This window comes from Nocardia fusca NBRC 14340 (assembly GCF_001618425.1).
Lineage (GTDB): Bacteria > Actinomycetota > Actinomycetes > Mycobacteriales > Mycobacteriaceae > Nocardia > Nocardia fusca.
Genome location: NZ_BDCU01000070.1, coordinates 25,025 through 39,126, shown reverse-complemented (window position 1 = coordinate 39,126; position 14,102 = coordinate 25,025). Strand labels below are relative to the sequence as shown.

15 protein-coding genes are annotated in these 14,102 nt (G+C 68.5%); 9 read left to right on the top strand and 6 right to left on the bottom strand.

The features are described 5' to 3' along the window. Positions 1-89: 89 nt before the first annotated feature. From NF4_RS35095 to NF4_RS35080, 4 genes are all read right to left on the bottom strand, one after another. A complete protein-coding gene (locus NF4_RS35095) occupies positions 90-1,463 on the bottom strand; it encodes an FAD-dependent oxidoreductase (protein WP_063131695.1) in 1,374 nt (457 codons plus the stop codon). 134 nt (positions 1,464-1,597) lie between these two features. Then, positions 1,598-3,139: a flavin-containing monooxygenase gene (locus NF4_RS35090; RefSeq protein ID WP_063131694.1), complete on the bottom strand. Its 1,542-nt coding sequence runs from the start codon at positions 3,137-3,139 to the stop codon at positions 1,598-1,600. Positions 3,140-3,482: 343 nt separating this feature from the next. Further along, positions 3,483-3,674: a hypothetical protein gene (locus NF4_RS35085; RefSeq protein ID WP_157120770.1), complete on the bottom strand. Its 192-nt coding sequence runs from the start codon at positions 3,672-3,674 to the stop codon at positions 3,483-3,485. Positions 3,675-3,684: 10 nt separating this feature from the next. Next, the gene (locus NF4_RS35080) at positions 3,685-4,764 is read right to left on the bottom strand and encodes an NAD-dependent epimerase/dehydratase family protein (RefSeq protein ID WP_063131714.1); all 1,080 of its coding nucleotides are present in this window, start codon (positions 4,762-4,764) and stop codon (positions 3,685-3,687) included. A gap of 116 nt (positions 4,765-4,880) precedes the next feature. Between NF4_RS35080 and NF4_RS35075 the strand changes: the two genes are divergently transcribed. From NF4_RS35075 to NF4_RS35065, 3 genes are all read left to right on the top strand, one after another. Then, on the top strand, positions 4,881-5,522 hold the full coding sequence (locus NF4_RS35075) for a TetR/AcrR family transcriptional regulator (RefSeq protein WP_084533822.1): 642 nt from the start codon (positions 4,881-4,883) through the stop codon (positions 5,520-5,522). 91 nt (positions 5,523-5,613) lie between these two features. Then, positions 5,614-5,922: a hypothetical protein gene (locus tag NF4_RS35070; RefSeq protein WP_063131692.1), complete on the top strand. Its 309-nt coding sequence runs from the start codon at positions 5,614-5,616 to the stop codon at positions 5,920-5,922. A gap of 324 nt (positions 5,923-6,246) precedes the next feature. After that, positions 6,247-6,663, top strand: a complete 417-nt coding sequence (locus tag NF4_RS35065) for a DUF779 domain-containing protein (protein WP_063814807.1) — start codon at positions 6,247-6,249, stop codon at positions 6,661-6,663. Positions 6,664-6,674: 11 nt separating this feature from the next. Here the strand turns inward: NF4_RS35065 and NF4_RS35060 are convergent, their stop codons facing one another. Next, on the bottom strand, positions 6,675-8,228 hold the full coding sequence (locus NF4_RS35060; RefSeq protein ID WP_063131690.1) for a succinic semialdehyde dehydrogenase: 1,554 nt from the start codon (positions 8,226-8,228) through the stop codon (positions 6,675-6,677). Positions 8,229-8,394: 166 nt separating this feature from the next. On the opposite strand from NF4_RS35060, the gene NF4_RS35055 reads away from it, so the two are divergent. Genes NF4_RS35055 through NF4_RS35040 form a run of 4 tightly spaced genes read left to right on the top strand, consistent with a single transcriptional unit; the run spans position 8,395 to position 12,227 of the window. Further along, entirely contained in the window at positions 8,395-10,803 is a 2,409-nt protein-coding gene (locus NF4_RS35055; protein WP_063131713.1) for a sensor histidine kinase, read from the top strand. Beyond that, entirely contained in the window at positions 10,804-11,217 is a 414-nt protein-coding gene (locus NF4_RS35050) for a roadblock/LC7 domain-containing protein (RefSeq protein WP_063131689.1), read from the top strand. Between the two features lie 40 nt (positions 11,218-11,257). Then, positions 11,258-11,632, top strand: coding sequence for a DUF742 domain-containing protein (locus NF4_RS35045; RefSeq protein ID WP_063131688.1), 375 nt, complete (start codon positions 11,258-11,260; stop codon positions 11,630-11,632). A 10-nt stretch (positions 11,633-11,642) separates the two neighbouring features. Beyond that, positions 11,643-12,227 carry a GTP-binding protein gene (locus NF4_RS35040; protein ID WP_036512093.1) on the top strand — a complete coding sequence of 195 codons (585 nt, stop codon included), beginning with the start codon at positions 11,643-11,645 and terminating at the stop codon, positions 12,225-12,227. A 39-nt stretch (positions 12,228-12,266) separates the two neighbouring features. On the opposite strand, the gene NF4_RS35035 is transcribed toward NF4_RS35040, so the two are convergent. Beyond that, entirely contained in the window at positions 12,267-12,674 is a 408-nt protein-coding gene (locus NF4_RS35035) for an NUDIX hydrolase (RefSeq protein ID WP_084533820.1), read from the bottom strand. A gap of 290 nt (positions 12,675-12,964) precedes the next feature. On the opposite strand from NF4_RS35035, the gene NF4_RS35030 reads away from it, so the two are divergent. Both NF4_RS35030 and NF4_RS35025 read left to right on the top strand, forming a co-directional pair. Continuing rightward, positions 12,965-13,375: an Rv3143 family two-component system response regulator gene (locus NF4_RS35030; protein WP_063131687.1), complete on the top strand. Its 411-nt coding sequence runs from the start codon at positions 12,965-12,967 to the stop codon at positions 13,373-13,375. Between the two features lie 282 nt (positions 13,376-13,657). Next, on the top strand, positions 13,658-14,038 hold the full coding sequence (locus NF4_RS35025; RefSeq protein ID WP_063131686.1) for an NADH-quinone oxidoreductase subunit A: 381 nt from the start codon (positions 13,658-13,660) through the stop codon (positions 14,036-14,038). Positions 14,039-14,102 lie beyond the last annotated feature (64 nt).

Here is a 14,102-nt window from a genome sequence, read left to right as displayed (position 1 = left end):
GATACCTCGGGTCCGCACACCGCCCCCCTTCGATCGACCCGTTCCGTATTGACGATCGACGATATTACGCGGTACGCCGAGGAGTGAGTTCACCCGCGCTCCCGCACCGCTCGGACCGCTTTGCGCGCCGCCACCAGCACCGGATCCCATACCGGCGAGAAAGGTGGCGCATAGCCGAGATCGAGTGTGGTCATCTGCGCCACCGTCATTCCCGCGGTCAGCGCCACGGCCGCGATATCGACCCGTTTGCCCGCACCTTCCCGGCCCACGATCTGCACTCCGAGCAGTCGGCCGCTGAGTCTTTCCGCCAGCATCTTCACCGTCATCACGGGCGCGTCCGGTAGATATCCGGCGCGGCTGGTGGATTCGATGGTCGCGGTGACGTACTGCAGACCCACCGCCCGAGCATCTTTCTCCCGCAGGCCCGTTCGCGCCACCTCGAGGTCGCAGACCTTGCTGACGGCGGTGCCGACGACACCGGGGAAGGTCGCGTAACCGCCGCCGATATTGGCGCCGATGATCTGGCCGTGCTTGTTCGCGTGCGTACCCAGCGCGATATGCCGGCGCATACCCGAGACCAGGTCCAGCACCTCGACACAATCTCCGCCGGCCCAGATGTTGTCGTACCCCGTCACGCGCATGGCCGAATCGGTGAGCAGCCCGCCGTGGTTCCCGATCGGTAGCCCGGCCGCGGCGGCCAGCGTCGTTTCGGGGGCCACCCCGATCCCGAGAACCACCACATCCGCCGGGTGTTCGCGACCGGCGGCGAACACCGCCCGGATGCGGCCGTCGTCCCCGGTACGGATCTCGGTGACCTCGCTGTCCCCGACCACATTCACGTCCAGACCCTGCAGGGCCTCGCGTACCAGCACACCCATATCCGGGTCCAGGGTGGACATCGGCTGGGCGCCGCTGTGCACGATGGTGACCTCGTAACCGCGCCGGATCAGGGCCTCGGCCATCTCGACCCCGATATATCCGGCCCCGACCACCACCGCCCGGCGGCCGGTACCGGCGGCCAATGCCGCGATGAGCGCCTCGCCGTCGTCCAGGGTCTGTACGCCGTGGACTCCGGGCGCGTCGATTCCGGGCAGCGCCGGCCGGATCGGACGCGCCCCGGTGGCCAGGACCAGGTGGTCGTAGCCGGTCCAGGTTTCGGTGCCGGTGGCCAGCTCCCTGCTACGCAACCGGCCCCCGGCCACATCGAGTTCGACGACTTCGTGGCGCAGGCGCACGTCGATACCAAGCGCCCGGTGCTCCTCCGGGGTCCGGGCGATGAGGTGATCGCGCTCCCGCACATGCCCGCCCACCCAGTACGGAATACCGCAGGCGGAGTACGAGGTGAAGTGCCCCCGTTCGAACACCACGATCTCGAGGTCCGAGACGTCCCGGTGACGCCGGGCCTGGGCGGCCGCCGACATTCCGGTCGCGTCACCGCCGACGACCACCAACCGCTGTGTCATGAGATCAAACTACCCAGCCGGCGCCCGATTCCACCCGGACCACTGCCCACCGGCTCGTCTTCCACCCGGTTAGTGGGGGCGTGGCGTCTCCCTCTCCCGGCCGGAGCCTTCCGGCGCCCGGCCGGCGAACCGCCTCAAGCGGACCGGGTACCGATGAGCGGCAGGCGGCTCGCCGCGCCGCGCGCCCGGCCCCCGGAACTTGTGGTCTCGGCCCCGGCGCGGTCGGTGAAGGTCAGGATGCCGTCCTCGATCGGGCTCTTGCGCAGGTAGGAGCGGTCGCGGAAGTAGCTGTTGACCACCTTCCACGGGCCGCCGGTCCCCTGCCGCGGCATCACCGCGTCCCCGCGCTGGATATACCCGGAACTGAGCGCCCCGCCCATCACCGAGACCTCGGAGCGGTCGGAATCCTGCGCCCGGACCACGAACCGGGCGTATCCCTTGTCGCGCATCCGGTTCAGCACCCGGCAGAAGTACTCGGCGGCCAGATCGGCCTTCAGGGTCCAGGAGGCATTCGTGTACCCGAGCACCATCAGGGCGTTCGGCACGCCGTCGAGCAGTGAACCCTTGTACATGACCCGGTCCCGGGTGACCACCGGTTCACCGTCCACCTCGAGCGCTACGCCGCCCAGGATCTGAATCGTCAGCCCGGTGGCGGTGACGACGATATCGGCTTCGATCTCCGCACCCGAGGAGACCCGGATACCCGTTTCGGTGAAGGTCTCGATGGTGTCGGTGACCACCGAGGCGTCGCCGCGGCGCAGGGCCTTGAACAGGTCGCCGTCGGGGACCACGCACAGGCGCTGATCCCAGGGCGCGTACTCCGGGGTGAAATGACGCATATCCACCCCGGGGCCGACCGCCAGCCGGACCCACTTCAGGAACATCTGCCGGGCCAGCTTGGGCTGCCGCCGCGACAACTGGTAGCTGGCCTGCTGCACCGCGATATTGCGGGCGCGCCCGACCTGATAGGTGAGCCCGGCGGGGGACCCGACCTTCGTCATTCCCAGCGCCACCGGGTCCTCACCCGGAATCGAGGCGATATAGGTGGGCGATCGCTGCAGCATGGTCACATGGGCAGCCTCGCCCACCATGGACGGCACCAGCGTGATCGCGGTGGCTCCACTGCCGATCACGACCACCTTCTTGTCCCGGTAGTCCAGGTCTTCGGGCCAGTGCTGGGGATGCACGATCCGCCCGGTGAACACGTCCTCGCCGGGGAACGACGGCCGGTGGCCGTTGTCGTAGTCGTAGTAACCGGTGGCCCCTACCAGGAAGGTACTGGTCCAGATCTCCTCGGCACCGGTCGCCTCCTCGAGTACCCGCACCGTCCAGCGGTTGTCCGGGCCGGACCAGCTCGCCGAAACCACCTTGCGGCCGAAACGGATCTTCGGCGTCACACCGTATTCGTCGGCGGTCTCGGCGATATAGCGGCGGATACCGGCGCCGTCGGCGAGCATGCGGGTACCGCGCCACGGCCGGAAGCCGTAGCCGAACGAGTACATATCGGAGTCGGAACGGATCCCCGGATAGCGGAAGAGGTCCCAGGTGCCGCCGACGGCGGTGCGGCGCTCCAGGATCGCGTAGCTGCGCCCGGTGTTCTCCTTCTCCAGGTGACAGGCCACATCGATACCGGACAGACCGGCTCCGATGATCAGTACGTCGACATGCCGCGTCATTGCGTTCCTCGTCTGCTCGTGCCCGGGGTCGTCGCCATCATGACAGACACACCTTTTACCTGTAACCGAGAGTACTTGATAAGTTCCCGGTTGCACGCCGGGTGGCGCACGCCGATCCGATGAGTTCTCGACGCCCGGCGGATCCCCGAGGAACGGGGCTCTGGATCTCCGCGCGCCACCCGCTCGGCCGACTGTGATCTAAAACATATTTCTTCCACACCGGCATGACCGCACGCCCGGAGACGAGTTCCGCGCCCGCGCCGATCGCCGAACACTGCACGGCGAACGCCTCGAGCGGCCGAATCGTGTTGCCGCCCGGATGGCTCGGCCGTCGGCAGAACCCTCAGCAGCAGACCACCGTCACAGTAGCCGTGAGACCACCCAACGAGGCGAGCCCGATCGGCACCACGACCCGCGCGCCCCGCCATCGGATTCCCTCCGCCGGCCGGTCCGATGCACTCTCCCCCGGCGGGCGGCCGTTGCGCCATCGGCGCCCGAGCGCGCCCAGGGTGATCAGCAGTGTCGCTATCAGCATCTCGGACCCCTCACACCCCGGCCGCCGGCACCGGGCGAGCACTCGGACCGGATCCGGCCCGGCCGGGCGACGGCACCACCCCCGTACGCAGCAGACTCTCCGCCGTATCACGCACCGTGTCGTCCACCGGGCGCATCGTCCACCCCAGGTCACGCCGGGCGCGCGCGGCGCTCACTCTCTCGGCCTTGCCCAGCACCGGAACCGTCAGCCGCAGCCCACGGTCGAACAGCGCCGCCAGGCGCACGAGTGGATCGGGCAGCGCACGAGTGGCGACGCGGAACCCGCGCGGCCCGTACGCCGCGGCCAGGATCTGCGCCATATCCCGCATCCACACATGGTCACCGGCGCAGATGTAGCGGTTCCCGGCCGCGTGCGCGGTCTCCATGGCCAACCGGTGCGCCACCGCCAGATCGCGGACATCGACCACCGACCACCCCACACGCGGTACACCCGGAACAGCGCCGGCCAGTAGCCGGCGGACCGGTTCGTGCGAGGTGCTCGTCTCCGGAGACAGCACCGGCCCGAGAACCATTCCCGGGTTCAGCACGACCAGCTCGAGACCACGCGCCGCGGGCAGGGACTCGGCGAATTCCCACGCCGCCCGCTCGGCCAGCGTTTTACTGCGCTGATACGCCGGACTGCGCTCCACGACGGTCCAATCCGCCTCGGTGCGCACCACCTCGTCACGATGCCCGTGCGCGATCGCCGCGATCGAGGAGGTCAGCACCACACGCCGTACGCCGGGTGCGGCGGCCGCGGCCCGCAGCACCCGCAGCGTTCCATCCACTGCGGTGCGGATCAGTTCGTTGTCGTCGTCGGGCGGGGTCGCCGGGAAGGGCGAGGCCACATGCAGCACCTGCGCGCAGCCCGCGACGGCTTCGGCCCAACCGGCGTCGTGATCGAGGTCGGTCGCGGCGAACTCCAGGTCACCACCCACGCGGGCGGCGTAGTCGACGAGATGCGCCCGCCTGCCGGTGCCGGCGAGATCGCGTACCGTGCCGCGGACCGCGTAGCCGTGATCGAGTAGTTCGGCGATGACATGCCCGGCGACGAATCCCGTGGCGCCGGTCACCAGTACTCGTGTGCTCATTTCCATCCGTCCTCGAGGGTGTAGATCTAAACGCTGCTCAGATAATCTAAGCACCGCATAGATCTCCTGTCCAGACCCCCTCCGGGCATGGAACACCCGGCGCTTACCCTCAGAAGGTGACCCGGACCTCCTACCACCACGGCGCCCTACGCGATGCCCTGCTGGCCGCCTGTCTGCGGCTCATCGAAACCGAGGGCATCGCGGCGGTGAGCCTGCGCCGGGTCGCCCGCGAGGCCGGCGTCAGTTCCGGCGCCCCGTACCACCATTTCGCCGATCGCGCGGCGCTACTGGCCGATCTCGCCACCCAGGGCTTCCGCCTGCTCACCGACCAGCTCTCCGTCGCCCGCGCCACCGCCGGCTCCCCCACCGCGGCACTCCTCGCACTGGAACAGTGTTATATCCGGTTCGCCCGGGAGCAGCCCGGATACTTCCGGCTGATGTTCCGTCCCGAACTGTCACAGCCGGAGAAACATCCCGATACCCGCGCCGCCGGCGAAGCCGCCTTCGGCGTACTGGCCGCCGCGGTCGACGCCTGCGTGACCGCCGGCGAACTGCCACCGGAGCGCGCCGAACCGACCACCCTCACGCTCTGGGCGCTCGGCCACGGTCTGGCGTCGTTGTGGCTCGACGGCCAGTTGGACAAACGCGGCACCCTGTTCGGTACGACCGCGGCAGCCCTGGTCGATTCGGTGGTCGACGGCATTCCCGGATTTCTCGGCGCCGGCACCGGATCACCGCCCGTCCGGCCGCCGGGGTGAGCCGACCGCCGTGGTGGGTATGCCCGACATAGAGTGAACTGGACTCGGGTCCGCACCGCGCGACCCGAGCCGACCAGGAGGATTGTTGTCGATGAATGCCACGAAAGCCCGCGCGGGCCTGTTGATCGCGGCCGCCGTGCTCACACTGGCCGGCTGTACCGAAATCGAACGGGCCATGAACAAGGGCGGCGACACCCCGTGCCGTGAGTATGTGGAGCAGGATCAGAAGACCCAGCGCGTCACCATCACCAAGTTCCTGGAAGAACAGCAGGGCGCGGAACCGAGCGGTACGAACGTGGACCTGTCCATCGCGGCGGTCAACGCGCTGTGCAGTGTGCAGGCCAACGCCGACACTCCGATCGAGCGGGCCGACGTCGCGGGCATCTTCATCCGCAAATGAGCCGGCGCACACCGGTTTCCGAGGCGCCGTAGCGCCCGTCCGGGCGGCCCGGCCGCACACTCGTCCCGAGCCCACGAGCGCACAGGGTTATAGCACAAGCGTTTTCGGCCGATCGCGGACACCCGCTCGCTCCGGCGACGGCAATACGCAAGAATGTGTTCGCAAAAGTGCCGGCCGCCACGAGCCGGTATCCCGGACGGCGGGTGTATCGAATCCCCGGACCGTCCGATACGGGGCCGGCGACGATGCACAAGGGAGCGAGATGTTTCATCGGATCGATTCGGCAACGCCACCGCGGTGCCACAGCACGGCGCGGAGCTGCTGATGGCGTATCGCAGCGACCGGGTCGCGGTAACGGATCGGGCCCGCAACGCGTTACGCGAGTTGATCGAACAGCACGGGCCCATCCTGCTGTACCTCGCGCACCGCGATTCCGCCGACCCGCAACCGGACTGGCTCCCGATCCGCGATTTCCGCGCGGCCGAGGGAGATACTCTGTTCGGCCGCCTCGCCTGGCATACCGAACTGTGGATGAGCGCGCAGGCCTACGCCCGTTTCGAGCGCGAACATCTCACCGTGGACGTGCCCGCCGATGCCGGTCCGGCACCCGGCGGTGATTCGAACGGCGGATCGCCGCCCGAAGAGGCCGCGATCTTCCTGCTCCGCGCCCGCCGGCTCAGTGCCGCGGAAGCCGCCGCGCTCGACAGCCGCAAACGCGGCGGCCACGGTACCGCGACCTGACCCGGCCGGTCTCAGCGACCGGGCAGTAACCGCAGCGACCGGGCGATCGTCATCAGCACCCGCTGCCACAGGTCCCGGGGGATCAGTGGGGGCGGGTCCAGGTTCAGGAAACGGGTCGAGACCACCGATTGCGGTTCGGTGTATTTGAGCAACCCCTCGGGCCCGTGCCGGCGGCCCACACCGGAGATCCCGGTCCCGCCCATCGGCGCCGCGGTCGTGCCCCAGGCCGGTGCGTATCCCTCGTTCACGCAGACGGTACCGGTCTTCAGCAGCCGCGCGATCCGTTCGCCTTCGGCGAGACCGCCCGCCCAGACGCTCGCGTTCAATCCGTATTCGGTGTCGTTGGCCGCTGCCACCGCCTCGGCCACGGAATCGACCGGATAGATCGAGACCAACGGCCCGAAGGTTTCCTCACGCGCGCAGACCATCTCCTCGGTGACCCCGGTGAGCACCGTCGGTTCGAAGAACAGCGGACCGATATCGGGTCGCGCCGCACCTCCGGCGCGTACCTGCGCGCCCTTGGCGACGGCATCGGCGAGATGGTCGGTGACGATACGCAGCTGTGCCGCGGAGATGAGCGAGCCGATATCGACCGAGTTGTCGTATGCGGCACCGAGTCTTGCGGCCGATACGGCGGCCGTGAACTTCTCGGTGAACTCCTCGGCCACCGCTCGGTGCACATAGATCCGTTCGATGGAGATGCACAACTGGCCGGCATTGGAGAAACACGCGCGGACGGCCGCCCGCGCCGCACGGCCGATATCGGCGTCGTCGGTGACGATCATCGGATTCTTACCGCCCAGCTCGGCGGAGAACCCGATGAGCCGCGCGCCGCACCGCTGGGCGAGCGTCCGGCCGGTGGCCGAGGAACCGGTGAACATCAGATAGTCACAGCAGTCCACCATCGCCGCGCCGACCACCGGGCCGGGACCGGTGACCACCGCCAGCAGATCCCGGGGCAGCCCGGCACGGTAGAGCAGTTCGGCGCCGGCGAGCGCGGAGAACGGCGTCGAGCTGTCGGGTTTGAGGATTACCGCGTTGCCCGCCAGCAGTGCGGGAATCGCATCGCCCAGGGACAGCACCAGCGGATAGTTCCAGGGCGCGATCACCGCGACGACCCCCTTGGGCCGGACGTCGACGAACGCGCGGTTCAGCACCGGGAAGGCCCCGGGCACCCGCCGCTCGTCCAGCAGCGTGGGCGCCACGCGCGCGAAATACCGCGCGGCGAACATCAGCCCCATGACCTCTTCCTGGGCCGCCCAGCGCGCCTTACCCGTCTCCGCCTGGATCACATCCATCAGCGCGGCCCGCTGTGCCACGACCAGGGACCGGTAGCGGTGGAACACCCGGGCGCGTTCCCGCGCCGGGCGGGCCGCCCAGTGGGACTGCGCCACGCGGGCGCGGGCGACGGCCGCGGCGACATCCTCGGCCGTGCCGACCGGCACCGTACCCAGCGGTTTGCCGGTGAAGACCTCGTCGATCCTACGAGGTGGGCGGGCAGCGGCATCGTCGATCGCGACCAGAGTGCGCAACCGGTCGAAGACTTCGGTTTCCGGTACAGGCATCACGCCTCCTACCTGTCGGTATTCGCGAGGTGAGGACAAATCTACCCACGGCGCACCGGCCGGCGGCGGCGCCGCCACGCCGCATATGCCGGATCCGGTGTCAAAGTGAGTCCTGTTCAATGGGATTCGATGTGCAGGAAACCGGTCCAACGGTTAACTTGTGCCGATGTTCAGAGCGAGGCTCGGTGTCCGCGCCCGGATCCTGGCCATCGCACTCATCCCGAGTCTGACCCTGTTGGTGGCCGGTGTGGGTGCGACGGGCTATCTGATCGACCAGGGACAACACAACCGGCAGGTGACCGAGGCGTTACGCGAGGTCTCGGGTCCCACTCGCGATGTGTACGAGGTGGTCCAGAACGAGCGCCGCCTCACGCTCGCCCATCTGGCCGGTGATCCCACCGCGGCCGCCGCTCTCGCCGCCGTCCGGCCCAACACCGACCAAGCCCTCCGCGACCTGGTCACCGGAGCACAGCGGATCCGGGAACTGCAGCCGGCGGAGATCACCGACGACGTCGGCTCGTTCACCACCCTCACCCAGCAGCTCGGCAATATCCGTACCGCGGTCGACACCCGCGCGGTGCCGACCGGTGACGCCTATACCTTCTACGTCCGGGTGCTCGATGCCTTCAGCACCGGCGCCCAGCTGTCGCACACCTTCGAACAGGACCCGGAGGCGGTCGGCCAGCTGGGCCTGGTGTCGCGCATCATGCACGCGCTGGAAGCGGCTTCGCGTAGTCACGCCCTCGCCGGCGCGGCGCTGCGCACCGGCAACCCGGTCGCACTGCCCGACGAATTCATCCAGCAGACCGGCTTCTACCACACCGAAACCGCCCTGCTGGCCACTCAGCTGGATCCGGAGCTCGGCGAGCGGGTGCGCGCCCTGGTCGACAGCCCGGAATGGCGGCTGCTGGCCCGCACCGAGAACACGCTCATCGCCCGCAGCGTCGGCGCGGCCGACGCCGAGCACACCGCGCCCGCTCTCTCGCCGAGTCAGCTGACGGCGTGGCAGGCCGCAGCCGACCACGTCAACCAGGAGATGCTGAACCTCTGGGACGACCAGAGCCAGCTCATGCAGGAGCTGTCGCTGGACGCGGCGGCCCGCACCACCAATCAGTCGCTGCTGATCGGCCTGGCGGTCCTGGTGATCTCCGCGGCCGTGTTCGGGGTATCGCTGGTCCTGGCCAACCGGTTCATCCACCGCCTGGTGCGGTTGCGCGACCATACGCTGGCCCTCGCCGACGAACGCCTGCCCGATATGCTCGAACGCCTACGTGCCGGGGAGGACATCGACGAAACCGCGGCCGCCGCGAAGCTCGACTTCGGCCGGGACGAACTCGGGGCGGTGGCCACCGCCTTCGAACACGCGCACGCCGTGGCGGTCAATGCCGCGATCACCGAGGCACGCACCCAGGAGGGCGTGAAGGCGATCTTCCTCAATATCGCCCACCGCAGCCAGATCGTGGTCCACAAACAACTGGAGATCCTCGACGACGCCGAACGGCGCGAAGAAGACCCGGCCATGCTGGACACCCTGTTCAAACTCGACCATCTGGCCACCCGCGAACGCCGCAACGCCGAGAACCTCACCATCCTCGGTGGTGGAAAACCCGGCCGCCAGTGGCGCGCCCCCGTACCGCTGGTCGACCTGGTACGCAGTGCGGTGGGGGAAACCCAGGACTACACCCGGGTGCGGCTGGCCCGCCTGCCCGAACTCCGTATCGCCGGCAACGCCGTCGGCGACCTCATCCATCTGCTCGCCGAACTCGTCGACAACGCCACGTCGTTCTCCCCGCCGCAGTCACGGGTCCAGGTCACCGGTTCGGTGATCGGCAAGGGCGTGGCCGTGGAGATCACCGATCAGGGCATGGGCATCTCGGAGGAGGACCGCGAGCGTCTCAACGAACTTCTGGAGAACCCGCCGAACTTCGAGGTCGCGGCCCTGCAGAAGGATTCGCGGCTGGGCATCTTCGTCGTCGCGCAGCTGGCGGCCCGCCACGGTGTCGCGGTGCGGCTGTGGGAATCGGAATACGGCGGTGTCCGGGCGGTGGTCATCGTGCCCGCGACCCTGCTGACCGATCCCGCCGAGGAGACCACACCGCTGACCGGGCTGCCCCGGACCCCGGGTCCAGGGCCGGAGGGCGGCACGGAGAACCCTACCGACCCCCTCCCCGAGAGCTCCGCCATCGCGACGCTGCTCGCCGACCGGCCCCACGACGCCGAGTCCACCGGCGATCGGGCCGAGCAGGCCGGCGCCGCGGTGACCGGTACATCCGACACCGTTCCGGTCGCCCGGCCCGAGGCCACGGAGACCACCGCCGAACCGACCCTGCTGCCCGACGGTCGTCCGGCTTTACCCCGCCGTAGCAGGCAGGCTAAAGTCGCACCGCGACCGGAAGTTTCGGACGCCGCCCAGACCGCCGCAACGGCGCGGCCACGCTCGGCCGAACAGGCGAGGGATCTGATGTCGGCGATCGAGAACGGCACCCGGCAGGGCCGCAAGCCATTGCCCGCCGCAGAAGCCGGCGCCGGGAACCCGGCGGCGGATGGCGCATCCCCGGATGAACAGGAAGGCTAAGTGTCCACTTCCACACAAGGTGACCTGAACTGGCTGCTCGACGACCTGGTCGAGCGACTCGCGGGAGTCCGCCTCGCGGTCGTACTGTCCACCGACGGAATGCTGCTGGGCCACTCCTCGAAAATGGATCGCACCGAGGCCGAGCATTTCGCCGCGATGTCGTCCACCCTGCACGGCCTGGCCCGGAGCGCCGGCGCGCGGTTCGAAGGCGGTGCCGTACGGCAGGCGGTGATCGAACTCGATCGCGCCGTACTGTTCGTCACCTCGGCCGGTGACAACGCGTGCATCGCTGTACAGGCCGCCGCGGACGCCAATCTCGGCATGGTGGCCTACGAGATGAACCTCACCGTCCAGCGGGTCGGCAGCCATCTGTCGACCGGTTCCCGCGGCGGGACCGGGGCCGACCCCCAGTAACCGCGGAAAACAGCAACGGTGCCATGACGGGTATGCGGGTATGACCGGGCCACGGGAACCCTGGTTCGACGACGACGCCGGACCTCTGGTGCGGCCGTACGCCATCACCAAGGGTCGCACTGTGGGCGCGGGCCACGACCTGGATATGCTCACTGTCGTGGTCAAAGCTCGTGGTGCCCCGCCGTTGCGCCGGATCGAACCCGAGTACACCGATATCGTGCACCTGTGCACGGAAGCACAAACAGTGGCGGAGGTGGCAGCCGCCTTGAAACTGCCGCTGGCGGTGACCAAGATTCTCGTCGGAGATCTGATCGGTGACGGCCATCTGATCTTCCGGGCTCCCGTGCAGATGGAGTCCGGTCCCGGCGACTTCAACGTATTGCGAGCGGTACTGGATGGAATCCGAAAAATTTGACCCTGCCCGGATGGACCCCGGGGCTCCGGCTCTTGCTGCGTCGGTGAAGGTCCTCATCGCCGGTGGTTTCGGCGTCGGCAAGACCACCATGGTGGCCTCGATCAGCGAGATCCCGCCGCTACGCACCGAGGAGATGATCACCGAACTCAGCACCGGCATCGATGATCTGTCCGGTGTCGAGTCCAAGACCACCACAACGGTGGCGCTGGACTTCGGCCGGATCACCATCGACAAGGACCTGGTGCTGTACCTGTTCGGCACCCCCGGCCAGGATCGCTTCTGGTTCCTGTGGGACGAACTCGCCCGGGGCGCGCTCGGCGCGGTGGTCCTGGCCGATACCCGCCGGTTGGGGAATTCCTTCGCCGCCATCGACTATTTCGAGCGGCGCGGCCTGCCCTTCCTGATCGCGGTGAACTGTTTCGACGGTGCGCCGCGGTACACGATCGACGAGGTCCGCGACGCGCTCGACCTCGACCCGTCCATCCCGGTCATGCTGTGCGACGCGCGCGACCGGGTGTCGGCGAAGAATGTGCTGCTCAGTCTGATCGAGCATCTCATCGAACGGGCCACCCGCCCGAATCTCACCACCAAGTAGGCCGGCACGGGCGGGACCGCACCGGTTCCGCCCGCCGGGTCAGCGTGCCAGGTGGCCCGCCGCGTGGAGTTCGTCGAACAGCAACTGGTCCACCGGCGGCACCAGGGGCCGATCGCCGAAGCCGAACCACGCGAGTTCGGCGATCTCACTGCTCGCGGCCAGCGTTCCGCGATAGTCCGCGCGGTAGCAGCTCATCCGGACCCGCGCGCCGCCGTCGACCGCTTCGTAGACCCCCACCGGCTCGACCGTCTCCGGTACCAGCGCGACGGTCAGTTCCTCGGTGATCTCGCGCCGCAGCGTCTGCTCGTCGGATTCGCCGGCCTCCCGTTTCCCGCCCGGGATATAGAAGACGTCCTTGCCGCGCGGACGCGCACACAGGATCCGCCCGTCCACGACGAGGACCCAGGCGACCGTATCGATGAGTTCCCCGACCAGCTCGTCCGTCACCGTGGCATCTTATGCGAAACCTCCGCATTCGCTCCGGCCGTGCGCGTCAATATGCCGACCCCCCGTCCACACCACCATCCCCCCAACCACCTCGGCGAAACCTCCGCATCCGCTCCGGCCATGCGCGTCCACATGCCGACCCCCCGTCCACACCACCATCCCCCCAACCACCTCGGCGAAACCTCCGCATCCGCTCCGGCCGTGCGCGTCCATATGCCGACCCTCCGTCCACACCGCCGATCTGGGCCAAGCTGCCACGAAACCCGTGGTCGCGGACGTACCATGCGAACGTGGCCGATGCGAATACTCCCGCCGCGCTGCGGGTCCTGGTCTACAGCAACGACGCCGACACCCGGGGTCAGGTGATGCTGGCGCTCGGCCGCCGGCCGCATCCGGACCTACCGCCGCTGGAGTACCTCGAGGTGGCCACGGCCCCGGTGGTGTTGGAGCGGATGGATGCCGGCGCGGCCGATCTGGCCGTACTGGACGGCGAATCCGCGCCGGTGGGCGGGATGGGTCTGGCCAAACAGCTCAAGGACGAGATCCGCGGGTGCCCGCCGCTGGTCGTGCTCACCGGGCGCGCCGACGATGCCTGGCTGGCGAACTGGTCGCGGGCCGAAGCCGTCGCCACCCATCCGATCGACCCGTTGCGACTCACCGAGATCGTGGTCGATCTGCTGCGCCGGCGCCCGGCTGCCTGAGCGATGATTAGGTTCATTCGCTCATAAATCTCAGTCGCGAATTCGATCAAAGCCCTCTACGAATCCGCGTTCGTCCTGCCACGACAGTTGTAGGCTGTGCTTTAGCTCACATGAGCGCGGGAGATGACCTATAACCCGCGTCGACTGATCCTCCCCCAGCCCTGTGTCGAATCCGGGGACGATCCGGCGGCGCGGGGCATACGCATCCACCGCCCGACCCCGTTCGCGGAACCCGGTGGCACAACCGCGGGGTTCCAGTTCGCAAGGAGGGGAAGCGCAGTCGTGAACACCGAACTGCCGATACTGGTCCTCGGCGCGGTCGCCGCCGCGTTCGCGGTGATCTCGATCCTGATCGCCGGCCTCATCGGCCCCAAACGCTACAACCGCGCGAAACTACAGGCCTACGAGTGCGGTATCGAACCCACCCCGCACGCGACGGCCGGAGGCGCGGGAAGCATTACCGGACAACGGTTTCCGGTGAAGTACTACCTCACCGCGATGCTGTTCATCATCTTCGATATCGAGATCGTGTTCCTCTACCCGTGGGCGGTCCATATCGATGCGCTCGGGGTGTTCGGACTGGCCGCGATGGCACTGTTCATCGTCAATGTCTCGGTCGCCTACGCCTACGAATGGCGGCGCGGCGGCCTCGGCTGGGACTGAGCCGCGAACCTCCGATCAGCCGCACCGCGCCCGGCGCGGGCCGATATCCAGGGAGTAGTCGGAC

What these genes read in the sequence shown, in the direction of transcription:
- NF4_RS35095 (WP_063131695.1), bottom strand. Translation starts at nt 1,463, where the DNA reads ATGACACAGCGGTTGGTGGTCGTCGGCGGTGACGCGACCGGAATGTCG.
- NF4_RS35090 (WP_063131694.1), bottom strand. Translation starts at nt 3,139, where the DNA reads ATGACGCGGCATGTCGACGTACTGATCATCGGAGCCGGTCTGTCCGGT.
- NF4_RS35085 (WP_157120770.1), bottom strand. Translation starts at nt 3,674, where the DNA reads ATGCTGATAGCGACACTGCTGATCACCCTGGGCGCGCTCGGGCGCCGA.
- NF4_RS35080 (WP_063131714.1), bottom strand. Translation starts at nt 4,764, where the DNA reads ATGAGCACACGAGTACTGGTGACCGGCGCCACGGGATTCGTCGCCGGG.
- NF4_RS35070 (WP_063131692.1), top strand. Translation starts at nt 5,614, where the DNA reads ATGAATGCCACGAAAGCCCGCGCGGGCCTGTTGATCGCGGCCGCCGTG.
- NF4_RS35065 (WP_063814807.1), top strand. Translation starts at nt 6,247, where the DNA reads ATGGCGTATCGCAGCGACCGGGTCGCGGTAACGGATCGGGCCCGCAAC.
- NF4_RS35060 (WP_063131690.1), bottom strand. Translation starts at nt 8,228, where the DNA reads ATGCCTGTACCGGAAACCGAAGTCTTCGACCGGTTGCGCACTCTGGTC.
- NF4_RS35055 (WP_063131713.1), top strand. Translation starts at nt 8,395, where the DNA reads ATGTTCAGAGCGAGGCTCGGTGTCCGCGCCCGGATCCTGGCCATCGCA.
- NF4_RS35045 (WP_063131688.1), top strand. Translation starts at nt 11,258, where the DNA reads ATGACCGGGCCACGGGAACCCTGGTTCGACGACGACGCCGGACCTCTG.
- NF4_RS35040 (WP_036512093.1), top strand. Translation starts at nt 11,643, where the DNA reads ATGGACCCCGGGGCTCCGGCTCTTGCTGCGTCGGTGAAGGTCCTCATC.